This is a genomic window from Mahella sp., assembly GCF_020054945.1.
Lineage (GTDB): Bacteria > Bacillota > Clostridia > Mahellales > Mahellaceae > Mahella.
Genome location: NZ_JAIHAU010000019.1, coordinates 1 through 24,387 on the forward strand (window position 1 = coordinate 1; position 24,387 = coordinate 24,387).

27 protein-coding genes are annotated in these 24,387 nt (G+C 45.4%); 1 reads left to right on the plus strand and 26 read right to left on the minus strand.

Annotation, left to right across the window (positions count from 1 at the left end; translation table 11 throughout):
- Positions 1-231: 231 nt before the first annotated feature.
- The 22 genes from JG770_RS05375 to JG770_RS05480 all read right to left on the minus strand — a co-directional run bounded on the left by JG770_RS05375 (position 232) and on the right by JG770_RS05480 (position 20,497).
- Positions 232-390, minus strand: coding sequence for a hypothetical protein (locus tag JG770_RS05375; protein WP_291956180.1), 159 nt, complete (start codon positions 388-390; stop codon positions 232-234).
- Positions 391-459: 69 nt separating this feature from the next.
- Entirely contained in the window at positions 460-1,089 is a 630-nt protein-coding gene (locus JG770_RS05380; protein ID WP_291956182.1) for a thiamine diphosphokinase, read from the minus strand.
- The gene (gene rpe, locus JG770_RS05385) at positions 1,086-1,754 is read right to left on the minus strand and encodes a ribulose-phosphate 3-epimerase (protein ID WP_363320930.1); all 669 of its coding nucleotides are present in this window, start codon (positions 1,752-1,754) and stop codon (positions 1,086-1,088) included. Before rpe ends, JG770_RS05380 begins: the two co-directional genes overlap by 4 nt.
- Positions 1,748-2,632, minus strand: coding sequence for a ribosome small subunit-dependent GTPase A (gene rsgA / locus JG770_RS05390; protein WP_291956185.1), 885 nt, complete (start codon positions 2,630-2,632; stop codon positions 1,748-1,750). Before rsgA ends, rpe begins: the two co-directional genes overlap by 7 nt.
- Positions 2,629-4,569: a Stk1 family PASTA domain-containing Ser/Thr kinase gene (gene pknB, locus JG770_RS05395; protein ID WP_291956187.1), complete on the minus strand. Its 1,941-nt coding sequence runs from the start codon at positions 4,567-4,569 to the stop codon at positions 2,629-2,631. The genes rsgA and pknB overlap by 4 nt, the downstream gene beginning before the upstream one ends.
- Positions 4,557-5,315 (minus strand): Stp1/IreP family PP2C-type Ser/Thr phosphatase, encoded by a 759-nt coding sequence (locus tag JG770_RS05400; protein ID WP_291956190.1) that lies wholly within the window; start codon positions 5,313-5,315, stop codon positions 4,557-4,559. The genes pknB and JG770_RS05400 overlap by 13 nt, the downstream gene beginning before the upstream one ends.
- A gap of 12 nt (positions 5,316-5,327) precedes the next feature.
- On the minus strand, positions 5,328-6,362 hold the full coding sequence (rlmN, locus tag JG770_RS05405) for a 23S rRNA (adenine(2503)-C(2))-methyltransferase RlmN (protein WP_291956193.1): 1,035 nt from the start codon (positions 6,360-6,362) through the stop codon (positions 5,328-5,330).
- 4 nt (positions 6,363-6,366) lie between these two features.
- A complete protein-coding gene (gene rsmB, locus JG770_RS05410) occupies positions 6,367-7,710 on the minus strand; it encodes a 16S rRNA (cytosine(967)-C(5))-methyltransferase RsmB (RefSeq protein WP_291956195.1) in 1,344 nt (447 codons plus the stop codon).
- 6 nt (positions 7,711-7,716) lie between these two features.
- Entirely contained in the window at positions 7,717-8,409 is a 693-nt protein-coding gene (locus JG770_RS05415; RefSeq protein ID WP_291956198.1) for a zinc metallopeptidase, read from the minus strand.
- Positions 8,410-8,420: 11 nt separating this feature from the next.
- Positions 8,421-9,353: a methionyl-tRNA formyltransferase gene (gene fmt / locus JG770_RS05420; protein ID WP_291956201.1), complete on the minus strand. Its 933-nt coding sequence runs from the start codon at positions 9,351-9,353 to the stop codon at positions 8,421-8,423.
- Positions 9,350-9,847 carry a peptide deformylase gene (gene def / locus JG770_RS05425; RefSeq protein ID WP_291956204.1) on the minus strand — a complete coding sequence of 166 codons (498 nt, stop codon included), beginning with the start codon at positions 9,845-9,847 and terminating at the stop codon, positions 9,350-9,352. Before def ends, fmt begins: the two co-directional genes overlap by 4 nt.
- A gap of 16 nt (positions 9,848-9,863) precedes the next feature.
- A complete protein-coding gene (gene priA / locus JG770_RS05430) occupies positions 9,864-12,071 on the minus strand; it encodes a primosomal protein N' (protein WP_291956207.1) in 2,208 nt (735 codons plus the stop codon).
- On the minus strand, positions 12,068-13,279 hold the full coding sequence (gene coaBC, locus JG770_RS05435; RefSeq protein WP_291956210.1) for a bifunctional phosphopantothenoylcysteine decarboxylase/phosphopantothenate--cysteine ligase CoaBC: 1,212 nt from the start codon (positions 13,277-13,279) through the stop codon (positions 12,068-12,070). Before coaBC ends, priA begins: the two co-directional genes overlap by 4 nt.
- Positions 13,263-13,460, minus strand: a complete 198-nt coding sequence (gene rpoZ, locus JG770_RS05440) for a DNA-directed RNA polymerase subunit omega (RefSeq protein WP_291956213.1) — start codon at positions 13,458-13,460, stop codon at positions 13,263-13,265. The genes coaBC and rpoZ overlap by 17 nt, the downstream gene beginning before the upstream one ends.
- The gene (gene gmk, locus JG770_RS05445) at positions 13,457-14,071 is read right to left on the minus strand and encodes a guanylate kinase (RefSeq protein ID WP_291956216.1); all 615 of its coding nucleotides are present in this window, start codon (positions 14,069-14,071) and stop codon (positions 13,457-13,459) included. The genes rpoZ and gmk overlap by 4 nt, the downstream gene beginning before the upstream one ends.
- Positions 14,072-14,077: 6 nt before the next feature.
- The gene (gene remA, locus JG770_RS05450) at positions 14,078-14,362 is read right to left on the minus strand and encodes an extracellular matrix/biofilm regulator RemA (RefSeq protein ID WP_291956219.1); all 285 of its coding nucleotides are present in this window, start codon (positions 14,360-14,362) and stop codon (positions 14,078-14,080) included.
- Positions 14,363-14,381: 19 nt separating this feature from the next.
- On the minus strand, positions 14,382-15,104 hold the full coding sequence (locus JG770_RS05455) for a YicC/YloC family endoribonuclease (RefSeq protein ID WP_291956221.1): 723 nt from the start codon (positions 15,102-15,104) through the stop codon (positions 14,382-14,384).
- Between the two features lie 137 nt (positions 15,105-15,241).
- Positions 15,242-17,008: an NFACT RNA binding domain-containing protein gene (locus tag JG770_RS05460; protein ID WP_291956224.1), complete on the minus strand. Its 1,767-nt coding sequence runs from the start codon at positions 17,006-17,008 to the stop codon at positions 15,242-15,244.
- A 183-nt stretch (positions 17,009-17,191) separates the two neighbouring features.
- Positions 17,192-17,377 carry a hypothetical protein gene (locus tag JG770_RS05465; RefSeq protein ID WP_291956226.1) on the minus strand — a complete coding sequence of 62 codons (186 nt, stop codon included), beginning with the start codon at positions 17,375-17,377 and terminating at the stop codon, positions 17,192-17,194.
- Between the two features lie 46 nt (positions 17,378-17,423).
- Positions 17,424-18,419: an acyl-CoA dehydratase activase gene (locus JG770_RS05470; protein WP_291956229.1), complete on the minus strand. Its 996-nt coding sequence runs from the start codon at positions 18,417-18,419 to the stop codon at positions 17,424-17,426.
- Positions 18,397-19,521 (minus strand): CoA protein activase, encoded by a 1,125-nt coding sequence (locus tag JG770_RS05475; protein WP_291956232.1) that lies wholly within the window; start codon positions 19,519-19,521, stop codon positions 18,397-18,399. Before JG770_RS05475 ends, JG770_RS05470 begins: the two co-directional genes overlap by 23 nt.
- On the minus strand, positions 19,493-20,497 hold the full coding sequence (locus JG770_RS05480; protein ID WP_291956235.1) for an acyl-CoA dehydratase activase-related protein: 1,005 nt from the start codon (positions 20,495-20,497) through the stop codon (positions 19,493-19,495). Before JG770_RS05480 ends, JG770_RS05475 begins: the two co-directional genes overlap by 29 nt.
- A 236-nt stretch (positions 20,498-20,733) precedes the next feature.
- On the opposite strand from JG770_RS05480, the gene JG770_RS05485 reads away from it, so the two are divergent.
- A complete protein-coding gene (locus JG770_RS05485) occupies positions 20,734-20,964 on the plus strand; it encodes an HPr family phosphocarrier protein (RefSeq protein WP_013780595.1) in 231 nt (76 codons plus the stop codon).
- A 67-nt stretch (positions 20,965-21,031) separates the two neighbouring features.
- Here JG770_RS05485 and JG770_RS05490 read toward each other — a convergent pair whose 3' ends face one another.
- The 4 genes from JG770_RS05490 to JG770_RS05505 are packed head-to-tail and all read right to left on the minus strand — an operon-like array spanning position 21,032 to position 24,378.
- Positions 21,032-22,429: an oxaloacetate decarboxylase subunit alpha gene (locus JG770_RS05490; RefSeq protein WP_291956239.1), complete on the minus strand. Its 1,398-nt coding sequence runs from the start codon at positions 22,427-22,429 to the stop codon at positions 21,032-21,034.
- A gap of 16 nt (positions 22,430-22,445) precedes the next feature.
- Entirely contained in the window at positions 22,446-23,576 is a 1,131-nt protein-coding gene (locus JG770_RS05495; protein WP_291956242.1) for a sodium ion-translocating decarboxylase subunit beta, read from the minus strand.
- A gap of 21 nt (positions 23,577-23,597) precedes the next feature.
- Positions 23,598-24,002, minus strand: coding sequence for a biotin/lipoyl-containing protein (locus JG770_RS05500; RefSeq protein WP_291956245.1), 405 nt, complete (start codon positions 24,000-24,002; stop codon positions 23,598-23,600).
- Positions 24,003-24,024: 22 nt separating this feature from the next.
- The gene (locus JG770_RS05505) at positions 24,025-24,378 is read right to left on the minus strand and encodes an OadG family protein (protein ID WP_291956248.1); all 354 of its coding nucleotides are present in this window, start codon (positions 24,376-24,378) and stop codon (positions 24,025-24,027) included.
- Between the last annotated feature and the right edge of the window lie 9 nt (positions 24,379-24,387).

A 24,387-nucleotide genomic window follows, 5' to 3' on the forward strand; every position in this document is an offset into this window, starting at 1 on the left:
AATGTTTCCCAATATAAAGATAATTCATGTTGTCTTTTTTCACTTGCACTTATGTTGCGTGTATCTAAACGATGAGTAAATTTTTGTTCCATTAAAAAATCCTTTCGTGGGAGGTCGGCTGGCCAAATAATGGTCAGCCTCCTATCCGAATGCCGAATATCGTTTTCAGCAAACCCCGCAACCCCCTCGGCGCTTTAAACACATAAATCTTCATAACAGCCCACACCTCCGCTACATGGATTTAACCGTAACGTAACCATACCATATAAGTAAACCGCCTAATATAAATAACCATACTTTTACCGGCACTATGATGCCTATTATAACAATGCCGCCAGCCATCAGCGCTATACCGATCACACGCTTTGTATTAAGAGAGTTCCACCCCATCGACGACTCTCCTCTCGAAAAAAAACTCCATATTTCATATTATGCAACTTATCGAAAAGTGACACAATTTTATAGCGCTGTATGCACTGCCAGCAACCAGCCCCCGCTCAGCCTTATTAAGGCCTCGGAACCCGTAAAAACATTGCTCACGCCGAATGGATACCCGAAAGGGAATTTTCTATCCTTTACGGCATAATAAAGCCCATCAGTAAATAAAATGGTAACCCCGTCGCCCAACGGGAGTAAAGAAAGCAGATCACCCTGTTTACCGCTTATTTTCAATTCATCGTCGCTCACATATAAAGCGCTGTCTCCATCCACTATGCAAGCCGATATGCCGCTCTGTTTAAGCATGGCAAGCAGTGAAACGTTTGCAAAGGCATGATCGAACCGCCCGCCCAACGCAGCATATAGCGTTATATCATCGCATCCATGTGCAATGCAATAGTTTATGGCCAAATGGGTATCGGTTTCATCTTTATCTTTGGGGTATTTTGAAAACTCCACTCCTTTTGATTCAAAATAAGCCCTTGCCTCGTCGCTTATCGAATCCAGATCGCCTATTATGCAGTGAGGTACGATTCCCGCCTTATAGGCATGATCGGCGCCGCCATCCGCACATACTATGAGATCCGCGCCGGCACATTTTATAGTATTATAATCCTCCGCTATTCCATTGCATATAATTATGCCTTTCATATCATAGCACCGCGCAGCATGTTATATTTGAAGTCAGCGGCAGCTTCGGCTATATCGGGTTGATTTAATATAGCCGATCCAGTGACTATAACATTGGCTCCGGCAGCCATCACACCATGCACATTATCCATCGTTATGCCGCCGTCTGTCTGTATGTCGAAGTTAAATCCACGCTTATCCTTTATCCTCTTTAAATCAGCTATCTTATCCAACATGGATGGTATGAACTGCTGACCTCCAAAACCCGGGTTAACCGTCATCAATAGTATCATGTCCGCCGCATCCATAATATAGTCCAGCACCGACAGCGGAGTGGCCGGATTCAATGCTATAGCCGCTTTTAAACCGTTTCTTTTTATAATATCTATGGTTCTCAGCGGATGGCGCAACACCTCTGCATGTACCGTTATGGAATCGGCCCCCGCTTTAGAAAATGCATCTATATATTCATCGGGGTTATCTATCATGAGGTGGACGTCCGTGAACATATTTATATGAGATTTTATCGACTTTACCACCATAGGGCCCATGCTAATATTAGGCACAAAGTGGCCGTCCATTACATCCACATGTATACCATCGGCGCCGCCTTTTTGCAACTCCTTAACTGCATGGCCCAAATCGAAGAAATCCGCCGACAATATGGATGGAATTAGTTTCACCATCGTACAAATCCTTTCTCCCGTTCCAGTTCGTTCTGAATATAGACATAGCGCTCATATCTGCCTCTATCTATCAATCCTTGTTCAACGGCCTGCCTGACAGCGCAATCAGGCTCTTTTAAGTGCAGACAGTTTCTGAAATGACATTCTGCAGCATATGATGAAAATTCTCTATAGAAAGCCGCCGCTTCTTCTTTTGTCAATCGGAGCTCGAATGCGCTAAATCCTGGTGTATCGGCTATCATACCGCCATCTACGGCCAGCAGCTCGACATGCCGCGTAGTATGTTTGCCCAATCCGGCTTTAGCGCTTATTTCTCCCACTGCCATACGGTTTTGACCGCATATAGCATTTATAATGCTCGATTTTCCTACGCCCGATTGACCTGCTATAACCGATATCTTACCGCGTAAAAAACGTTTTACATCCTCTATACCCCTCATAGAGCGGGCTACGCTGATATAAACAACGTCATAGCCCGCCGTCTGATAGGCCTTGCTGATAGCCTTACATTGAACCATTCCATCATCTAAATCTATTTTATTTATACATACTATAATATCCAGTTGTTGTTTTTCTGCAGCCAATATAAGCTTATCCAATTGCAACAGGTTTGGCTCCGGTTGCGCCACAGCTACCACCGCGACCATCTGATCGACATTGGCCACCGGAGGCCTCGCCAGCTCATTGCGTCTCGGCATTATTTCATCTATTACCCCTGTACCATCATCCAAAACCTTTATGCGCACCTTATCCCCTACCATAGGTATTATATTGAGTTTTCTAAACTTGCCTCGAGCTTTACAGTCATATATATTATCAGCTACCGCCACCTTATATAAACCGCCCACACCCTTTATTATAATACCTTCCAGGATCATGAATCCTCCTTGGTAAAATCTATTTCTATGCTTTTATAAAGTTGATCGAATATATATACTTCCACTACGGCTTTGCTCTTACCCTCCACATTTATTTTTATTTCATTTTCAGAAGGCTTATGAACTCCTTGATAGACAACTTCTGTTACATCGCCTTCTTTTTTAAGCACCTTTATAACAAGCTCTTCAGCAGGTTTTTCCGGATCTTCCGGATCCGGCCAGTCCTGAGGCAAGGGTATGGTTATCTGCTTGGGCGAGTATATCTTCGGCTTTCCGCTGCTCACCCAGAAGTCTACCGCACTGCCTTCGGTTACTTGAGTTTGTGGTTCCGGATTTTGCCTTAATATAACATCCTTATCATATGAGCTGTCTTCTCTGACAATACGCCCGATTTTAAGCCCGTATGATTCCAGAACTTTTTGAGCATCGTCCAAAAGCTGTCCCGAAAAATCCGGCAGCGTTATAGTAGTTGTCTCCGGACCATCGCTAACGACGTAATCCACCTTTATATTGTCTCCGGTTACATGTATACCTGCTTTTGGATTCTGGTCCATCACATACCCGGCAGGGTATTCGTCACTGTAGCTATGCCTTACCTCACCCGACTCTAGACCTGCCTCCTCTAATATTAATTTCGCTTCGGGTTCGGTTTTGTTTATTATAGATGGCACCTCTATATCCTGAGTGCCCTGGCTTACGACCACATTTACGGCAGCCCCTTTTTTTACCGTTGTATTGGGCTGGGGATCTTGCGAAATTATATATCCCTCCGGCACTTCATCATTGTACTGGCGATCGACGACATTCATAACTAATCCAAGAGATTCCAATTGCTGTCTAGCAACACTTTCTTCCTGACGCAATATAGATGGCACCGTTACATCAGGTACGGCAAAATAATCATTATATACCCTCATAGCCGTCGCTGCTCCGGCTGCCATAATAGCAATAATAGCAACCGTTATGATAACAACCTTCCACACCCTCCTAGCGGGACGTTCTTCGGCAGAAGGTTGCGGTTTGTCATGATCGCGCTCATGTATGGCAGGTACTACTCGCGTAGGCTCATCGACCATGGAGTCGCTAATACTGACGAATGTACCGTATGGCTCGCGCAGTACACGCCGCAAATCCATCATCATCTCCATAGCACTATCGTAGCGTCGATCCCTGTCCTTTTGCAAAGCTTTTGTTATAACTTGATCCAGCGCCGGCGGCACATCCGGATTAAGCTCCCTGACCGATCTTATATCATCATGTAAATGCTTAAGCGCTATCGCTACAGCGGTATCGCCTGTGAACGGCACCTGGCCCGTCACCATCTCATAGAGCACCACGCCCAGCGAATATATATCCGACTTGGCATCTACATACCCACCACGAGCCTGCTCCGGCGACAGATAATGCACCGATCCCATGGTATCGGTGTCGTACAGCGTGGTAGAAATATCGGCCACGGCTTTGGCGATGCCGAAATCGGTTACTTTCACCACACCGTCAGCGGTAAGCATTATATTCTGAGGCTTTATATCCCTATGTACTATACCGTGCTTATGGGCATGATCCAATGCCGCACATATTTGTATGGCTATATTTACAGCCCTCTCATATGTCAAAGGAGCGTCGCGTTTTATAACATCCTTAAGTGTGGGGCCGTCTATATATTCCATAACTATATATCTTAGATTGTTATCATTGCCTATATCGTATATATTAACTATATTATGATGGGAGAGTGAAGCGGCAGCCTGCGCTTCTTTTCTAAAACGCCTTATGAATTCCTCATTGTTGGCATACTCCGGCCTTAGGATTTTCACCGCCACATCGCGGCTAAGCAGATGACAATGTGCCCTATACACCACCGCCATGCCGCCTTCGCCTATCTTCTCCACTATTTCATAGCGCCCGCCCAATATCTTACCGATTAATGCATCCATTCATCTTTTTCCCCTATTCTAGATTGTTGAAAGAGGATAACGGTAATATTATCCAAACCACCTCTATCATTGGCAAGCCTAACCATAGCATCAGCCTTATAGCTTAATTCATTATCGGCGGCGCATATCTCCCATATCTCCTGATCGCTCAATTGACATGTAAGACCATCAGTGCACAGCAATAATATATCTCCGGCATTATAGGGAATTTCCACGCGGTCTATTTCTATATTATCCTCGCTGCCCAACGCCCTGGTTATCACATTGCGCTGCGGATGATTAAACGCCTGGTCTTTGGTAATAGTCCCCTTATTGACCATCTCTTGTACAAGTGAATGATCTTCGGTAAGCTGCTTGATGCAGCTTTCGTTTATCAAATAAGCCCTGCTGTCGCCGATATGCGTTATATAGATCTTGTCATCGGTTACCCATGCTGCTGTCATTGTAGTGCCCATACCCTCATATTGCTCATACTGCTCAGATAATTCGATGAGCCGTCTATTAGCGTATTGCATGGCATTGGCCATTAAATCGGCGAAATGGATGCGATCCGTTTTATGCTGTTTTATATAGTCCACCATAGCATTAATAGCTATATAACTCGCGACGTCACCCGCATTGTGTCCACCCATACCATCAGCGACCAATAGCACGTTATCGCATATTCTTTTGCCATCGGGTATAAAATAATAATCTTCATTATGGCTGCGCATCTTGCCCCTATCGCTTAAAGCTGCTATCCCCATATCATCCCTCCATCACTCATCGACAAAGCGGCGGCGCAATTGGCCGCACGCCGCATCTATATCAGTACCCAAACGCCTCCGTATGCTCACAGGTATACCTTTTTTATTCAGTATGCCATAAAAATGCTCTATTTGTTTCTGTGAAGACGGTTGAAATTCACGTCCTTCCACATCGTTAAACGGTATAAGATTGACGTGGCATATCATGCCCTTAAGCGCATCGGCCAGCATATACGCATGCTCTTCTCTGTCATTTATATCCTTAAGCATTATATACTCAAACGTAATCCTCCTGCCTGTTTTTTCAATATAATAATTGCAAGCTTTTATTATATCATCTATCGAATAAGCCTTGGATATAGGTATAAGCTGCTTGCGTATGTCGTCGTTAGGAGCATGCAATGATACTGCCAACGTAATAGGCATACCTTCTTTTGCCAGATCATATATGTGCGGTACCAATCCACACGTGGACAACGTAATATTCCTGTAGCTCATATTAAGGCCCTTAGGCTCATGCAGCAGACGCATAAAGGCTATGCTTTGCTCGTAGTTGTCCAATGGCTCGCCGCTACCCATCAGCACTACATGCGAAACCCTCTGGCCGATATCCTGCTGTATACGCAGTACCTGATCAATCATCTCACCTTTGGTAAGATTCCTCTTTACGCCTTTTATAGTAGATGCACAAAACGCACATCCCATGCGGCAGCCTATCTGTGTGGATACGCATACGCTGTTACCGTACTCATATCTCATCAATACACTTTCTATTATATTACCATCTTTTAATAAAAACAAATATTTCATAGCGCTGCCATCCTCAGACTGCTGGCGCTTATATATGCGGCATGAATCGGTATAGCAACGTTCCTTCAGCCTCTTGCGGAAATCCGCTGGCATATTGCTCATCTCATCTATATCGTCTATACCTTTATAAATCCAGCTAAATATTTGCTGGGCGCGGTATGCCGGCTGTCCGAGCTGTTGAACCAGTTTACTCATATCATCCATGCTCATATCCTTAAGAGCTATCGGTTCTTCCATACCTTCACCTCACTTTAAGCATTCTAGCCACGAAAAAGCCATCTATTTTATCCTCATTCGGATAAAATTGTACCCATTTATCCCTGCTGTCATGATAAACACTTAACGCATGCGGCAATTTTTGATAGACGTCGTCCAATATAAAGTCGCTGTGATCATTTAAAAAATTATTTATCATATTCTGATTTTCATCGGGGTTTATGGTACATGTACTGTAAATGAGTGCGCCTTGTGGTTTAACATAACGGCTGCATGTATCCAATATTCGCCTTTGTATCTGCAAAAGCTCTCCTATATCTTTTTCGGCCCTCCGCCATTTTATGTCCGGCTTATGCCGTATAATGCCTAATCCTGAGCATGGAGCATCTATCAGCACCGCATCGGCTATATCATACCAATCCTCATTATATACGGTGCTGTCATGGCATACGGCTTCTACACAATTTACACCAAGCCTGGCGCATTGTGCCTTTATAAGCTCTATCCTATGAGGATACACGTCGATCGACAGTATGCGTCCTTGGTTTTTCATAAACTGCGCCATATGGACAGCTTTGCCGCCGGGCGCACCGCAGGCATCAATTATGATTTGTCCCGGCCTAGGATCCACCGCATGAGCCACCATCATAGACGCCTCGTCCTGAACAGCAAAAAGCCCGTCGTTATAACCCGGCAGGCTTTGTACATCGACATTTTGTTCTATATTAAGCGCCTCGGGCAGATATACCCCGCAACTATGGGCTATATCGTGCCGCTCCAACAATTTTACAAAATCATCCTGCGATATCTTGAGCTCATTAGCCCTTATAGTCAAAAGCGGCCTGATATTTTGTGCGGCACAAAGCTCCTCCACAAACGTTTCATCCATAGTATTAAGCCATAAGCGTATCATCCATTCGGGAAAGGAATACTTAAGCGCTATTCTGGAAACACCATCCTGAGGAAAAAGGGAAACAATATCGTCTTTTTCTTGTATAAGGCGCCTTAATACGGCGTTAACATATCCGGCTTCTCTTTGGCCGGCGCGCTTTTTTGCCAATTCCACACTGCTGTCGCACGCGGCAAAATCAGGAACCTTGTCCATATACAGTATCTGATACATGCCCATGCGCAATATATTTCTAATCCAAGGCGATGCCTTACCTCCTCTGGAATAGCGCTTTATAAGCCAATCCAGCATCAGGCGGTAGCGCGTAACGCCATATACGATGTCGGTTATAAAAGCTCTGTCCAGCGTTGAAAGGCTATTATCTTTCAACGCCGGTTTAATCTCTAAATTTATATAGCCCTTTTTAATATCTATATCATGCAATAGCTTCAGTGCTGCGTCTCTTGCTTTATCTACCATATAATATCAGTCTCTGTCGCCTCTTATAAGAAGCAGTCTTAATAGTTGAGCTATAGATACCGCGGCTGCAGCCACATATGTCAAAGCAGCTGCGCTCAATACAGCCCTAGCCTTCGGTCGCTCGTCATCGGTTATAATACCGCTCTGGCTCATCATCGCTAACGCCCTATGACTAGCATTAAATTCCACAGGCAACGTTATTATCTGAAACAATACCGCTGCAGAAAACAATATTATGCCCGCATCTATCAAACTGGCCGAACTCATTATAAGGCCTAATATAATAAGTATCCAAGTAAACTGTGCGCTAAAATTCACTATCGGCACCAGTGCGTTGCGCGCTATGAGCGGAAAATAACCGCGCTGATGCTGTACGGCATGGCCGCTCTCATGCGCGGCGACGCTTATAGAGGCTATAGACGGTTGGGAATAAACCGGCTCCGACAAGCGCAGTACGCGTTTTGATGGATCATAGTGATCGGTCAAAGCCCCCGGTATGCGTTCTATGCGCACATCGTTCAAACCATTGGCATCCAATATATAACGTGCTACCTCAGCACCGGTATACCCTTTCCTGTTAGGTACCTTAAGATATTTGGCAAATGTGCTTTGCACCTTAAATTGGGCGTACATCGCCAATATAATGGCCGGTATAAAAAATAGCAAAAAACCTGTATCGAATCCATACAAATATGGCATATAAATTCCCCCTATCTTAACATTGTTCCTATTTCTATCTTATGCCCTCTTAAATATTCTTCAATATTCATGCGCTTTTTATTCTGTTGCTGTACCTCATCTACAGCTATGCATCCATCTTTGCACTTTATTATTATACCATATTCTCGATCTATATCAACTATTTGGCCGGGCAACGCATCCTTATAATCCGATACAATGCGGGCATGCCATATCTTGATCATGGTATCATCATAGAACACATATGCTCCAGGCCATGGTGTGACGCCGCGTATAAGGTTATATACGGTTTTAACGTCCGCATCCCAGTTTATGTGCCCCATTTCTTTTGTAAGCTTGCTGCAATAGGTGGCTTCATTATCGTTCTGCTTTATACGCGGCGCTCGGCCTTGCTCTATAAGCAGCAGTGTATCCTTCAGAACATCTTTGCTTAATGCCGCTAATCTGTCATGAAGCTGGCCTGCTGTTTCGTCGGGACGTATATCTATAGCTCGCTGCAGTATCATATCGCCCGTATCCATGCCCTCATCCATATACATTGTGGTTATGCCGGTTCGGCTTTCACCGTTTATTATAGCGAACTGTATAGGTGCCGCACCTCTGTATTTGGGCAACAGCGATGCATGGACATTTACGCAGCCTTTGGGCGGGATATCCAGCACTGATTTAGGCAGTATCTGACCAAAGGCTGTAACGACGATGACATCTGGTTTCATGTTTCTCAACTGTTCTACGAAATTCGTTTCTCTGATACGCGGCGGTTGATAAACTTGTATGCCTCGTTGCACAGCCACCTCTTTGACAGGAGGGGAGGCCAAACGACCTCCCCTTCCCTTTGGTTTATCAGGCTGCGTTACAACGCCTATCACTTCATGCCCCTGCTCCAGGATAGCCTCCAACGATGCTACCGCAAACTCAGGCGTACCCATAAACACTATCTTCACAGAGCGGTTTCCTCCTGTTGCTCATCCGGTTCTTGTTCGGATTCCGGCTCAGGTATAACTTTATCCAAAAATACTATGCCCTCCAAATGGTCTATCTCGTGGCAAAATGCCCTGGCTATAATCCCTGTGCCCGTTATTTCACGGATCTCACCGTTTCTGTCCATTGCACGCACAGTGACCTGCTCCGGCCTTTTTACAGTGCCGCTCATGCCAGGAAAGCTGAGGCATCCTTCAAGTCCTACCTGCTCGCCCGATTGAGCGATGATCTCAGGGTTTATGAGCTCGATTATCTTATCCTCATCCATATCAGCTATGATCACAACGCGCTTTAATATGCCCACTTGCGGGGCAGCCAAGCCTACGCCCTCGGCTTTTTTCATGGTCTCAGCCATGTCATCCAGCAGCGTCAACAGTCTCTTATCTATTTTAACAACCGGTCGCGCTTTTTTACGCAGTATCGGATCCTTAAACTTTCGTATTTCTCTTAATGCCATTTTATAATGCACCTCCTCACAGCATACTATACGGATTTATGTCCATGTCGGCATATGAATATCTGTCCACCATGCGCTTTATATCATATTTGATATCATCCATTATATTGACATCTACCTTTAATATTATCTGCCAACGATACTCATCCTTTATCTTTTCCATAGGAGCCGGCGATGGGCCTAATATCTCCACATTATTATTATAGCACATATTATTCAGATAGCAATGCAGTTCATTTGCCAGATCCTCGGCCGCTTTTATGATATCGGGCAGACGTTTGCCTGATAAAGATATTTTTATTATATCGGAAAACGGTGGATATTTAAGCCTTTCCCTTATCTCGATCTCTTGGCGGTAAAAGCTCTCGTAATCATGCCTTACGGCAGCCTGCAGGCTATAATGTTCAGGCTGATATGTCTGTACTATAACCATACCGGGTTTGGCTGCTCTACCGGCTCTGCCTGCAACCTGTGTAACCAATTGAAATGTATCCTCCGCACTGCGAAAATCCGGTATATTAAGCGCCGTATCTGCAGCCACCACTCCTACCAGCGTCACTTCCGGAAAATCCAACCCTTTGGCTATCATTTGCGTGCCTACCAATATATCCACCTCATGGCGCCATACCAAGCGCAATATATCTCTATGAGCGTTCTTCTTAGTAACAGTATCGGTATCCATGCGTACGACACGCGCTCGTGGAAAAATCTGCTTTATATCATGCTCTATTCGCTGTGTGCCGGCTCCGAAGTATCGTATATAGGGACTTTTGCATTTTGGGCATGCTTTGGGCACCGGCATCTTATAGCCGCAGTAATGGCATTGCAGTTGCCCTTTATCCGAGTGGTATACAAGCGATATATCGCAGTGGGGGCATTTCATCACAAGCCCGCAGTTCCGGCATGATACAAATGTAGAAAATCCTCGTCTGTTCATGAATAGTATGCTCTGCTGGCCGGCTTTCAAATTGTATGCTATGGCCTTGAGCAGTTTTGTGCTGAAAATGCTTTTATTGCCATATGCTATTTCCTGGCGCATATCCACTATCTCCACATGAGGCAACGGCTTGCCATTTATCCTGTCAGGCATGACCAACAAATGCATATCGCCTTTGCGGGCGGCATGATATGTTTCAAGAGATGGGGTAGCGCTGCCAAGCACCAGCACGCCTGCTTCTATATCGCAGCGCCGTCTGGCCACTTCCCTGGCGTCATATTTGGGCGTCATATCGGATTTATAACTGCTCTCCTGCTCCTCATCGAGCACTATAAGCCCCAACCGCCGCACAGGTGCGAATACAGCCGAGCGCGCGCCTACCACCACACGTGCTTGTCCGTTTTTTATACGCCACCATTGGGCGTATTTCTCGCCCATAGAGAGGCGACTGTGCCATACCGCTATGCTGGAGCCGAATCTTGCCGTAAAAAGCGCTACCATCTGTGGTGTAAGCGATATCTCCGGCACCAGCACTATCGCATCTTTGCCTATATCCATGGCATGTTGTATGGCTTGCAGATACACCTCTGTCTTACCGCTGCCCGTCACACCATGCAGCAAAAAAGAACCTTCGCCTTTGTCCACGGCTTTGTTTATAACCGTTATGGCTTGAAGCTGCTGTTGTACCGGCCGGACTGTGCCGATGGAGCCGGACGCCGCAGTCTCATCGTAGTCATCTTTTATGCGCACGCTTTCTTTTACAGTATACTCATATGCTATTACGCCATCCCGCTCTAATTCAGCCAACACGCTACTTATATTTTTTACGGGCACGACCTTTTTCAAAGCATTTAAAGCCATGCGACCTTTATTATCTTTTAATGCATTGATAATTGAGGATTTGGTATTATCGATAGCATCCGTCTCGTTTGTCAGTACTATCATTTTTTGAATCCTGGCCTTGACGCCCGGAGGGAGCATGCATGCCAATGCCGCACCCAGGGGGCATAGGTATTGCTCTTTCATCCATAAAGCCAAATCCAACATAGCCCTGGTGAAAATAGGCTCTTTATCCAACAACGCCTCTACAGGCTTTATTTTATCTTCTTCTATGTCAGCATGATCGGTTATATCGACGATATAACCTTCCACAAGACGGTTACCTAGCATTACTACGGCACGACGCCCTATCAGCATATCATCGCTTACATCATCGACTATTCTATATGAATACGTATCGCTGCCTGCCGGCACATTCAGCGCCACGCTGGCAAAACGCGGCTTCATGTGATATCGACCTCAAAAAGACCTGCTAATTCATCCAGTATAATATGAGCCACTTGCTCTTTTGACATTCTGGGTACTTCTTTCAAATTGCCGTCATGGCGTATTATCTTGACGGCGTTATAGTCGCTGCCAAAGCCTACTCCAGCAACGCTTACGTCATTGGCCACTATCATATCCATATTCTTATCTACCAGCTTCTGGCGCGCGTACTGCTCGATATCTTGAGTCTCAGCTGCAAAACCTACCACCTTCTGCTTGGTTTTGGTCTGTCCCAGCGTTTTTATTATATCAGGAGTCCTGATAAGAGTTATGGTCATGGTATCTTCTGTCTTTTTTATTTTGGTTGGGCTCACTTCAGCCGGCTTGTAATCGGCAGGCGCTGCGGCGCCTATTACGGCATCTACTTCTTCAAAACGGCTCACCACCGCCTCATACATGTCCTGAGCCGACATCACAGGTATAACCTCCGCCCTTGCCGGTGGCGTAAGGGCTACCGGTCCCGATATGAGCAGAACCTTTGCTCCTCTATCCAATGCTGCTCGAGCTATTGCATACCCCATTTTACCGCTGGAATGATTGCTTATATACCTCACAGGGTCTATGGCCTCGCGCGTAGGCCCTGCCGTAACCATAACGGTTTTGCCGTCAAGGTCGTTCTTGACGTTTAGCATCCTTATGACAGTCTGAACTATGACCTCAGGAGAGGGCAGTCGTCCCGTACCGTAATCACCGCATGCCAAACGCCCGCTCTCGGGTTCTATCACCTCATAGCCTTTATCTTTGAGAATGCTTATGTTATGTTGGACGATAGGATTTAAGTACATATTGGTATTCATAGCAGGAGCCAACACAACTTTGGCATGCGTAGCCATAACAGTGGTGGATAACATGTCATCGGCTATACCGTTGGCTATCTTGCCTATTATATTAGCAGTAGCCGGCGCTATGAGGAATAAGTCCGCCCTCTTAGCCAGCGCTATATGCTCTATCTCATCGGCCATAAAAGGCTGAAACATATCCACCGCCACCGGATGTTCCGATATGGACTGAAATGTCAAAGGTGCGACAAATTGTGCCGCATGTCGCGTCATTATAACGTAGACATCGACGCCGGCTTTTTTTAAGCGGCTGACTATATCCACAGCCTTATAAGCAGCTATACCACCCGTTACCCCTAAAACGACCGTTTTATTATTTGACCCGTTCATATGTGATCTTACCCTGGGCTATCTCGCATGCAGCTATAGTAACGGGATTATTGGACGGAACATTGGATACCAGTCTAGGTTCTCCCTCCGCCAATTGTCTAGCCCTTTTTGCTACCATTACTACCAATGTATATTTGCTATCAACCCTACTCAGCAAATCCTTAAGAGGTGGATAAATCATTTTTCTAATCCCTCCAAATAATTTATGTAAAGATCCTTATTGCGTTCCACCCTGCATTTTTCAGCGGTTATTATCGCGTTGATTTTTCGAGCGGCCGCTTCTACTACATCGTTTATAACGACGTAGTTATATCGGTTTATAAAATTAAGCTCTTTATAAGAACTGTTAAAACGCTTTAATAGCTCCTCCTCGCTCTCAGTGCCCCTTTTTACTATGCGCCGTTTTAACTCTTCCATGGACGGCGGTAATATGAATATGAATACGGCATCGTCGAATTTTTCTTTTATATTGAGCGCACCCTGTATATCTATCTCCAGTATTACATCCTTGCCTTCCATCAAACGCTCGCGCACATACGATTTGGGTGTGCCGTAATAATTGCCGTACACCTCGGCGTATTCCAAAAATTCACCGTCTTCTATCATTCGCTTGAATTCATCGACTGTCTTAAAAAAGTAATTTACGCCATCCCTCTCTCCGCGCCTGGGTGCTCTTGTAGTTACCGATATGGACAGCTCCACATTATGATTAAATCGGCACAAAGCACGGCATATGGTTCCTTTCCCGGCCCCGGACGGGCCGGAAATAACGATAAGCAGCCCCTGTTGCATATTCCTTTATTCATCCTCTTCATTATAATCTTCTTCGTATTTTATGCCTTCCTGAACATTCAGCCTATGAGCCACCGTCTCAGGCAGAATAGCCGATAGTATTACATGATCGCTATCGGTAATTATTACCGCTCTGGTCCTTCGGCCATAGGTTGCGTCTATAAGCATGCCTCTATCCCTCGCATCCTGTACTATGCGCTTTATAGGAGCTGATTCCGGACTAACTATAGCTATAAGTCTATTGGCTGATACTATATTGCCAAAACCTATATTTATCAACCGTATATTCACAAAAATGCCTCCAAATCATTCAATATTCTGTATCTGCTCCCTTATCTTTTCGGTGACTGTATAGCCTGGTTATCTCCTCGCTTATATCGCTTTTATCGGCATAGAGCGCTATCTCAAGCATAAGTCGATCGTTATCTAACAGCGTATCACCCACCATTTCCTGTATCCGAGCAGCCAGCTTATCCTTGTACGCAGCTACGACTCCATCGGCTTTCAATTTTATACTGTCTACTATAGCGCGCAATCCCTCTAAGCATTCGTATATATTAGCATATAGGTTTCGCCCTTCATTGCTACGCATGGTTATAAGCTCTTCTAATGCCTTGCCCACGCATCGGAGAACCGCCTCGGACAGTACAGATTCATCGGCCATGCCATCCCATCCCGTATTCAATACGCCAGGTAAGCCTAATATATCCGCCACGCTTAATCCGCTATACAATCTGTAATCATCGGCCAATCTTCTGGACAGCTCTATATATGCCTTAAATGCCGTTTCATCGAATCCGGCTGTTATATTGGCTTCACCCCGCCTTTCGCATGATATCGATACATCGATTTTGCCCCTGCCCACGCTTTTCTGTATGAGCTTTTTAATATCGTTTTCCATAAACATAAGCTGCCTGGATACCCTTATATTTATGTCGGTATAACGATGATTCACCGCCCTTATCTCAGCCAAGACATCCCATTCACCAGCGCTGCATTGGCCTCTACCATATCCGGTCATGCTTTTTATCATAATAGAAATCCCACACCTTCCAAATTGAAAACAGACGCTTTATAAAGCATTATCGCGTTAAAGCTCGCTATATCATTATAACATATGCTAATCGATAATTAAACCTTTTTTTAAGGTTTTTTATTCAAATACGACCATCACACAATTCGATGCAGCTTTTTCAACAAATCGGCATTCGGAGTCACATACAGCGTTTTGTAATTTGTATATATCACCTTGCCGGGTTTGGCACCGGCCGGCTTATTTACGTATTTGCATTGGGTATAATCCACAGCAACATTGCTGGAATCGCGCCCTTTGCTGTAATGCGCCGCCAATATAGCCGCTTCAAGCAGCGTTTGCTGATCCGGCAGTTTGCCCTGGCTTCTTATTATAACATGTGAACCGGGCAAATCTTTAACATGAAACCAATAATCACTCTTAGCGGCCCATCTCAATGTCAGCATATCATTTTGAACGTTATTCTTGCCTACATATATGTCCATGCCCGTCGATGATACAAAGTGATGAGGCTGCGATGGTTTTGCCTTGCTCTTAGCGTTATTTTTATGCCTGTGCTTTATATAACCCTGCTCCGATAACTCCTGGCGTATCTCATCTATATCAGCCTCTTCGGTGCATCGCTCAAGATTATCCAATTGGCTTTCCAGATACTCTATTTCGTCCCTAGTCTGTTCTATCTGGGGTATTAAAGCTGCTGCAGCATTCTTGGCCTTATTATACAGCTTAAAATAACGCTGTGCATTTTCAGCCGGCGTAATTGACGGATCCAATGGGATGCTCACCTCGTCCATTGTTTGACTATAGAAATTGCTCAGTGTCGCCTCGCTCTGTCCATGTTGCAACTGATATAGATTGGATGTTATGAGTTGACCGTACAGCTTATAGCGATCCATATCTTCAGTCTGTGCAAGCTCCCGCTGTTGTATCTCCAACTTCCTTTTTGCCCTTTCTAAATGGGTATTGAGCAGCTTACGCAAGTCTGACGATTTTTGTTTTATATGGTCTGAGGCATCCTTCTGAGCATAGTATTGGTCTAGTACCTGGCTTATGGACCGCATATAAACCACTTGACCGTTTACACGGCGGTGTACATGCAGCGGGGAAAAATCTACAGGATTACCTTGCTCGTCATATATTATAGCAGGCTGCCATCTTTTGTCGACCACATCGCTCCTGAAGCGCTCAAATGCATCCCATAAAACATCTAGGGCTTCCAAGGTAATCTGTTCCAGCTTCAAATTGCCGTCCATACCAGCGATAGCCGCAATTTCAGCCGCAGTAGAACGCGATATCCCATTTATGATGCCGGAAAGGGCCTGCTCCAAGCTCATCGACGCAGGTTGGCCAGGCAATCGCGAGGCCATCTCATTCTTACTGATTGAAAATGGATCGATCTTATCCTGTTTCGGCGGGTAGACATAAGGCAGTCCTGGCAATACCTGGCGCACGCGGCTCATCTCATGGGTTATATGTTTTATGCTGTCTATGATAACGCCATCTTTGTTGATCAGTATTATATTGCTGTGGCGTCCCATAATCTCTATCACCAGCCGCTTTGAAGTCCTGTCGCCCAGCTCGTCGTAGCTCTCCACACCTATTTCTACGATGCGCTCGGTATCGGGCTGTTCCACTGAAACTATACGCCCTCCCTGCATATGCTTGCGCAACACCATACAGAACATAGGGGCATTCATGGGGTTTACCATAGAACACTCGGTTAAGTTAACCCGAGCATTGGCAGCATTGGCCGAAATCAGCAGTGTACCCCCTCCGGCCTTGCCTTTGGCATGAAGTATTATTTCATCCCTTTCGGGCTGATATATCTTATCTATGCGGCAGTCTAGAATACGGCTATTCAGTTCATCTACCACACACCGCACAGCTATTGCATCTAAAGCCATATCAAAATGTTCTCCCACTATCTATATTCTTTATACCTTATTATAACATAGTATTTATACCTTGTGTCAGATAAAGCGATAAGGTTGGAATAGAAATGGCGCGGCATAGAGCGTTTGGCCGCGGATAGAATTGTTATTTACGTTTAACCCCAACAAATAAGGTGCAGGATTATCCCGCACCTTTTATGTCTGATCGGTACCAGCCAATTCTTTATCGAATATCTTGCAGCTCCCATCATGCCAATGCACGCAATTGCTGCAACTTACCTCATCCTGATTAACAACATCGCTCATAGCCGAATTGATGGAGCGATACTCTTCGCATATCGAGGCTACGTACCTTCTCTGTTGAATACTGGGGGACTCCATAAATAGCGCCTCCTTTTTATATTAGTATTCGCCTCTTGAATCAAGTTTATGCCATAGCCTTATCTTTATCCCTGCGTTGCCTCTTCAGCAAAGCGTTGTGCCATTTGCCGCACCTGTCACCCCATCTGGCCACCACCTGTTTATCAGCCATAATCTGTACCACCTCGCATTGGTTGGCACAACCATCACAATCAAAGCTTTTGGTTTTAAAATCCATATCGACGAGATCAAATCCTCGAAAATCAGTATATCCTTTACGCTCGGCCTCTTCCTGAGCAAGTATGGCGGCTCCGATGGCTCCCATGACCTCGTGGTGTTCAGGTACATATACATCACATTTTAATGCCTCTTCAAATGCGTGTTTTATACCTACGTTAGCGGCCACTCCACCTTGAAAAACGACTTTGGGCAGTATCTCCTTACCTTTGCCCACATTGTTCAAATAATTTCTAACCAAAGCCTCGCATAAACCATTTATTATATCCTCGGGCTCATAGCCCATCTGCTGCTTGTGTATCATATCCGACTCGGCGAATACGGCACACCGGCCGGCTATACGTACTTTAGTAGTAGACCTAAGCGCCATCTCGCCGAATTGCTCTATTGGCACGTCGAGGCGCGCGGCCTGCCTGTCCAAAAATGAGCCGGTACCAGCCGCACATACGGTATTCATGGCAAAGTCCGTCACTATGCCATCGCGTATTATAATAATCTTAGAATCTTGCCCTCCTATTTCCAATATAGTAGAAACATCAGAAACTTTTTCCAAGGTTGCCACCGCATGAGCGGTTATTTCATTTTTCACTATATCCGCGCCTACCATCACACCAGCTAAATCACGACCGCTGCCTGTGGAACCTACGCCGGTTATATCAGCCTCTTCAGGCATTTCGTCTCGCAGCAACCTCAATCCATCCTTTATAGCTTTTATAGGTTGGCCTTGCGTCTTTAAATACAGTTTGCTTATAACATTATGCTCATCATCGATAAGCACGAAGTCGCTGCTTACCGAGCCTATGTCAATGCCCAAGTAATAATCCATAATGTTTTTTCGCCCTTTCTTTTTCCCTTTTACGTTTCAGAAGGTCTACAAAAGCCTCCAAGCGGGTCTGATAGCCCGCTTCGCCGGTCATTTCGTCAAGTATGAGCGTCATCACCGGTATATTTTCATCTTTGCTGACCTGCGGCAATATGGTTTCGGCCACTATTTCCGGCATACAACCGAAAGGCATGAGCTGTATAACCCCATCGTATCCTTTACGGCTGTAAAGAACCGTATTGCCTATACATTCCCTGCCATGCCCGCCGACGCACAGATCCAAATAAGGCTTAGCCGCTTTCTTTATCCTCTTCTCACTGCTCAAGCCCAGCAAGCCAAGGAATATATTATCTATTACCCACCCGCTTAAATCTATCGATCGGTTTACTTCTACGCCTAAATTACCCAGTTTTTGTTCGACATTGAGATTGACAAACGGTTCTATAAGCGTATATATTTCCCCTACTAATCCGATCTTAAGCGGTTGAAAGGTTTTATCAATCTTAATCGCTCTGACCTCATCCTTTGCTCGACGTATCACCTTCAATATTTCATATGGACCGAAGGCTTTTATCACATCAGCACGATACTTCCCCCATATAGCATCGGTTTGACCTTTATCTATCTCCCTAGGCCGAACTTTCAATATCATTCTATCCAATTCATCGGCCTCTTTTATAATCTTAAATCCTAAATAACCGGCCTTTATAGCCTTTCCCGCTGTGACGTTGGGACCGCCCAGTTTGGCCAGCCTGCTGAACAATGGCTTAAAATCGCCATCCTGAGGCGGATCCAATATCAATATCTCGGCATCATAGCCCAGATCATTCAGTATCTCCTGCTGAACCACCCCGTAATAGCCAAAACGACACGGCCCGCAACTGCCTGTGATAGCTATTGTATCCGCTCCACGCTCTATGCTCTCAATATAATTGCCTAGCGTCACTTTCAAAGGCAAACATGCCATCTCCGGCGCGTACCTGGTGCCAAGTTCCAGTGTACGACTGGTGCATAAAGGCGGAACTACTACCTCCACGCCCAACGCATCGAATACAGCCTTAACCCCTATGTAGGTATTACCTATATGCGGGAACGTCACCTTCATGTTGATCCCTCCATTTTATCATATCTAAGAAAGCCTCTACGCGCGTATCTACGCCGGCTTGACCGGTATGTTCATCTATATTCAATATCATAATAGGTATATTGTCCAAACGCCTGCCGCGGCGTTGCACGAGCTCGGTTATAAATGCATCGACGCCGCATCCGAAAGCCGACATATATATGACGCCTTTTACGCTTTTGGAGCGAATCATGTGCATAGCTGATGCGTAAATATTCTTGCCGAATGTATAAAACATATGTTTAGGCAGTTTATCGGCCTCTTCATCTATAACATCATCCGCCACATTTTCAGGCGTTATAACACCATAGCCGGCCTGCCTTACTTTATCGATCAGACCCATGCTCAAATAATTATCGTATATAACATAGGGATGCCCTATTATGCCTATAGCCTGGCTATAATCGCGCGCGCTTTTTATTTCGCGAAATGCTTTATCTTGTCTGTCGCCCAATAGATCTATTGGCAGAAAACCCGACCTGAGCAACGCATCGTAACCGCGCTGCGCCTTCACAGCCTCAGAATAGGCTTCGCTTATAGCGGATTTATCGTTCGTTATATGACGCCCTACAGACATAAAAAATCCGCGCATCTCCTCCATGCTGCCGTTCTTATGCATATTTAGAGTCTCATCTATTATCGGCGGTAGATGCGCTATGGAGTTTTTTATCATTTCCGGCAAGCCGCAAAATTTAGGACATATATATTCATGCTTGGCCACGCTAACCAGCCGCGGTACAAATATGACGTCTGATTTACTCGCTAGCTCCAGAATATGACCTCGAAATAGTTTTAAAGGCAGACAAGCATCATCAGCGAAATCCTTGATACCGCGATCTAGTATGTTTTTATTTGTATCATCAGAAACGATGATCTCGCAACCCAACTTTTCAAAAAACGTCCGCCACAATGGATAATATATATAATACAGCAAACCTTTAGCGATACCTATCTTCATATACTTGTCCTCCCAAAACATAAACCATAGGAATATTATAAACAATATCCGTAGAATTTATATCCTAATTACATTATACAAAATAATTATAGTACCATAATCTACAAAATTCAAGTTTGTTAGAGCAAAATATCACAATTTTATAGATGGGCTTTTATACATAATGCATATTGAACATATCTCAATATTATGATAGCCTATAATTGTAAACAACAAATATAAAGGGGGACTTTACGATGAAGACAGTAAATATAAGGCTGCAGATGGCTGAGAATGTCAAGAAATTTGTAGGCATAGTAAGCAAATATCCTTATGAGATCGATTTGCGTTCAGGCCGACATGTAGTGGACGCCAAATCTATACTGGGCATATTCAGCTTGGATTTGAATAAGCCGATAGTAATGGAAATATACAGCGACGACTGTGAAGATCTTTTGAATGAGCTGAAGGAGTTCATAGTGGAATAATCCACTACATACTAAAAAGAAATAGCCGCATGATATCATGCGGCTATTTCTTTTGATCACACCCGCTTTATACTGGATGGACTTTATTTTCCTCATCGAGCAACGTACTATCTATTTTATATTTCTGCGCTCTGCGGTACTTGAAGAAATCCAAGGCTACTTGTGGGAATGAGGCATAACTCAATACATCCTCTTCCTGTTCCATATATTCCTTTATCTCGTTGCGGAATTTATCCAACTGTGGTTCTAATAAATCTGCCGGCCGGCAATCTATAACAGGTTCATCCCCTATTATCTTCTTCTTTATTTCCTCCGATATGGGCACGGGTGGTCGCCCGTATTCACCGCGCACATAAGCTTTTACCTCATTCGGTATCATCTTATAGCGCTCACCGGTTATAACGTTGAGCACAGCCTGCGTGCCTACCATCTGGCTCATAGGGGTTACCAGCGGCGGATATCCGAGATCAGCCCTGACGCGCGGCACTTCCTTGAGCACCTCGTCGTATTTATCGAGCTGATTTTGTTGTTTAAGCTGTGATACAAGATTGGATAGCATACCGCCTGGTACTTGGTATATGAGCGCATTCACGTCTACGCTCAACACCTTGGGATCCAGCGTACCCATAGCCATATATTTCTCTTTTATAGGCGTGAAATATTCAGCTATTTCATTTAATATATCCAAATCCAGACCCGTGTCATAGGGGGTATCTTTAAGCGCCGCCACCAGCGTCTCTGTTGGTGGCTGCGATGTACCCATGGAAAATGGCGATATGGCGGTATCAACCACATCAGCTCCAGCCTCTATAGCCTTAAGGTAGCTCATTGATGCCAAGCCGCTGGTATAATGCGTATGGACTTGTATAGGAAGATCTACTACCTCTTTTAAGCGTTTGACCAGATCATATGCCGCATAAGGCGTTAGCAAACCCGCCATGTCCTTTATGCATATGGAGTCCACATCCAATTCCACAAGCTGTTTCGCAATATCCACATACGTGTCCAACGTATGCACCGGGCTTATAGTGTATACTATGGTGCCCTGCGCATGCCCTCCCGCGTCTTTGGTGGCGCGCACAGCCGTTTCAAGATTGCGCACATCGTTTAGGGCATCGAATATACGTATTATATCCATGCCGTTGCCCACTGCGCGCTTGACAAACTCGGTCACCACATCGTCGGGATAATGCTTATAGCCCAATAAATTCTGACCGCGCAGCAGCATTTGAAGCTTGGTATTCTTAGCGCTTTTGCGTATCTTGCGCAGCCGCTCCCACGGATCCTCATGCAGAAAGCGCAGCGCTGAATCAAATGTAGCGCCTCCCCACATCTCTATCGAATGATACCCTACCTGATCTATCACATCGACTATAGGGAGCATCTCATCGGTGCTCATGCGCGTGGCTATGAGCGACTGATGAGCATCCCTCAAAATCGTTTCTGTTATACCTACTTTAGCCATAAAATATCACCTTTCTCTATCCGAATATCGCTAAAAACACACCGGCGGCCACCACCGTACCTATAACACCTGCCACGTTTGGCCCCATGGCATGCATAAGCAGGAAGTTGCCGGGATTCTCCTGCTGGCCCACTACCTGACTCACGCGCGCGGCCATCGGCACTGCTGATACGCCGGCCGAGCCTATGAGCGGATTAACCTTGCCACCGCTCAGTTTATACATAATTTTGCCTAATAGCACACCACAGGCTGTACTGACCGCAAACGCCACCAATCCTAACGCTATGATAAACAGCGTCTGTGATGTCAGGAAATTGTCTGCGCTGGCCGTAGCACCTACCGTAACGCCAAGGAATATGACAACTATATTGTTGAGCTCGTTCTGCGCCGTCTTACTTAGCCGGTCTACCACCAGCGACTCCCTAAAGAGGTTGCCCAACATGAGCATGCCCAGGAGAGGTGCTGCCGACGGCAGCAAAAGCGAACCCACTATAGTAACAATTATAGGGAACAATATACGTTCAGTCTTGGTTACCGGCCTTAATTGCTCCATAACCACACCGCGCTCCTCCTTAGTGGTAAGAGCTTTCATTATAGGCGGCTGTATTATAGGCACCAATGCCATATACGAATATGCTGCTATAGCTATAGCTCCAAGGAGTTCGGGTGCCAGCTTAGATGCCAGGTATATGGCCGTAGGCCCGTCGGCACCGCCTATTATACCTATGGAAGCCGATTGTTGAGCGGTAAAACCGAATAACAGCGCACCTATGAATGTAGCAAACACGCCGAATTGAGCCGCCGCCCCCAGTAAAATGCTCTTAGGATTGGCTATAAGAGGGCCGAAGTCAGTCATAGCCCCCACGCCGAGAAATATAAGGGGCGGATATATATCGAGTTCCACGCCCTGATAAAGATACCACAAAAGGCCGCCTATATGGCCGTCGCCTGGCGGATTCATGAGCCCGGCCGCCGGCAGATTGGCCAACAGCATGCCGAACGATATAGGCAGCAATAACAGAGGCTCGTATTTTTTCTCTATAGCCAAATATATCAACACTCCGGCTATAACCATCATCAGCACCTGCTGCCACGTCAGTTGCAGTAAACCGGTCTGCTGCAACAGCTTTGCAAACATATCTCCCATGTCGCTTTCCCCTTCCCGGCCTTATTGCAATACGATCATGGGATCACCCGAATTGACCGATGCTCCTTTGCTGACGGCAACGCTTACCACTTTGCCGTCTTGCGGCGCCATAATCTCATTTTCCATCTTCATGGCCTCCAGTATGATAAGCACATCGCCCTTTTTAACGCTATCGCCTTCTTTTACCTTCACGTCCAATATGGTGCCTGGCATAGGGGCCGATACGGTAATGGCACCTGCCGGTGCTGTTATCGGTTTAGCCTTTGGCGCTTCGGCCTTAGGAGCTACCTGAGCCGGTGCTTCGGCCTTGGGTGCAGCGGGTGAAACGGGAGCCGCTGCAGGTTGTTGGGCGGTTACACCATCTCTTATCTCTTCGACTTCTACCTCATATGATTTACCATTTACGTTTATCATAAATTTACGCATAATTATCATCCCTCCACTTTTTCTATAATCTATTCATTAACTGTTGCTGTCTGCCCATTTTATTCCAAACCGGCGTATAAGGCGGCACACGCTTTATCGACTTTATATTGAGGTCATAAGCCGATACATTAAGGCTGGCCGCTATGGCAGCCGCTATAACGGCTACCAGTTCTTCTTCATCTTCAAGCTCGACCTCCTGTATAGCATCTTCGTCGGCATTGTATTGCACTGGTGCTGCCGCAGCCGTTTCTTTCTGTTGCTTTTTGTCATTCCTGCCTGCAAACGCATGTATGGCCTCTATGATGTATTGAAGCAGTATCAATACTGCAAAGACAACCAGCGCGCCTAATATGGCTATAAGTATATCTTCCCACAAATTCGTTCA

Bases quoted from the DNA above. Each gene is read 5' to 3' on its own strand.
- JG770_RS05375 (WP_291956180.1), bottom strand. From the start codon at position 390: ATGGGGTGGAACTCTCTTAATACAAAGCGTGTGATCGGTATAGCGCTG.
- JG770_RS05380 (WP_291956182.1), bottom strand. From the start codon at position 1,089: ATGAAAGGCATAATTATATGCAATGGAATAGCGGAGGATTATAATACT.
- rpe (WP_363320930.1), bottom strand. From the start codon at position 1,754: ATGGTGAAACTAATTCCATCCATATTGTCGGCGGATTTCTTCGATTTG.
- rsgA (WP_291956185.1), bottom strand. From the start codon at position 2,632: ATGATCCTGGAAGGTATTATAATAAAGGGTGTGGGCGGTTTATATAAG.
- pknB (WP_291956187.1), bottom strand. From the start codon at position 4,569: ATGGATGCATTAATCGGTAAGATATTGGGCGGGCGCTATGAAATAGTG.
- JG770_RS05400 (WP_291956190.1), bottom strand. From the start codon at position 5,315: ATGGGGATAGCAGCTTTAAGCGATAGGGGCAAGATGCGCAGCCATAAT.
- rlmN (WP_291956193.1), bottom strand. From the start codon at position 6,362: ATGGAAGAACCGATAGCTCTTAAGGATATGAGCATGGATGATATGAGT.
- rsmB (WP_291956195.1), bottom strand. From the start codon at position 7,710: ATGGTAGATAAAGCAAGAGACGCAGCACTGAAGCTATTGCATGATATA.
- JG770_RS05415 (WP_291956198.1), bottom strand. From the start codon at position 8,409: ATGCCATATTTGTATGGATTCGATACAGGTTTTTTGCTATTTTTTATA.
- def (WP_291956204.1), bottom strand. From the start codon at position 9,847: ATGGCATTAAGAGAAATACGAAAGTTTAAGGATCCGATACTGCGTAAA.
- priA (WP_291956207.1), bottom strand. From the start codon at position 12,071: ATGAAGCCGCGTTTTGCCAGCGTGGCGCTGAATGTGCCGGCAGGCAGC.
- coaBC (WP_291956210.1), bottom strand. From the start codon at position 13,279: ATGAACGGGTCAAATAATAAAACGGTCGTTTTAGGGGTAACGGGTGGT.
- rpoZ (WP_291956213.1), bottom strand. From the start codon at position 13,460: ATGATTTATCCACCTCTTAAGGATTTGCTGAGTAGGGTTGATAGCAAA.
- gmk (WP_291956216.1), bottom strand. From the start codon at position 14,071: ATGCAACAGGGGCTGCTTATCGTTATTTCCGGCCCGTCCGGGGCCGGG.
- JG770_RS05455 (WP_291956221.1), bottom strand. From the start codon at position 15,104: ATGATAAAAAGCATGACCGGATATGGTAGAGGCCAATGCAGCGCTGGT.
- JG770_RS05460 (WP_291956224.1), bottom strand. From the start codon at position 17,008: ATGGCTTTAGATGCAATAGCTGTGCGGTGTGTGGTAGATGAACTGAAT.
- JG770_RS05465 (WP_291956226.1), bottom strand. From the start codon at position 17,377: ATGGAGTCCCCCAGTATTCAACAGAGAAGGTACGTAGCCTCGATATGC.
- JG770_RS05470 (WP_291956229.1), bottom strand. From the start codon at position 18,419: ATGGATTATTACTTGGGCATTGACATAGGCTCGGTAAGCAGCGACTTC.
- JG770_RS05475 (WP_291956232.1), bottom strand. From the start codon at position 19,521: ATGAAGGTGACGTTCCCGCATATAGGTAATACCTACATAGGGGTTAAG.
- JG770_RS05480 (WP_291956235.1), bottom strand. From the start codon at position 20,497: ATGAAGATAGGTATCGCTAAAGGTTTGCTGTATTATATATATTATCCA.
- JG770_RS05485 (WP_013780595.1), top strand. From the start codon at position 20,734: ATGAAGACAGTAAATATAAGGCTGCAGATGGCTGAGAATGTCAAGAAA.
- JG770_RS05490 (WP_291956239.1), bottom strand. From the start codon at position 22,429: ATGGCTAAAGTAGGTATAACAGAAACGATTTTGAGGGATGCTCATCAG.
- JG770_RS05495 (WP_291956242.1), bottom strand. From the start codon at position 23,576: ATGGGAGATATGTTTGCAAAGCTGTTGCAGCAGACCGGTTTACTGCAA.
- JG770_RS05500 (WP_291956245.1), bottom strand. From the start codon at position 24,002: ATGCGTAAATTTATGATAAACGTAAATGGTAAATCATATGAGGTAGAA.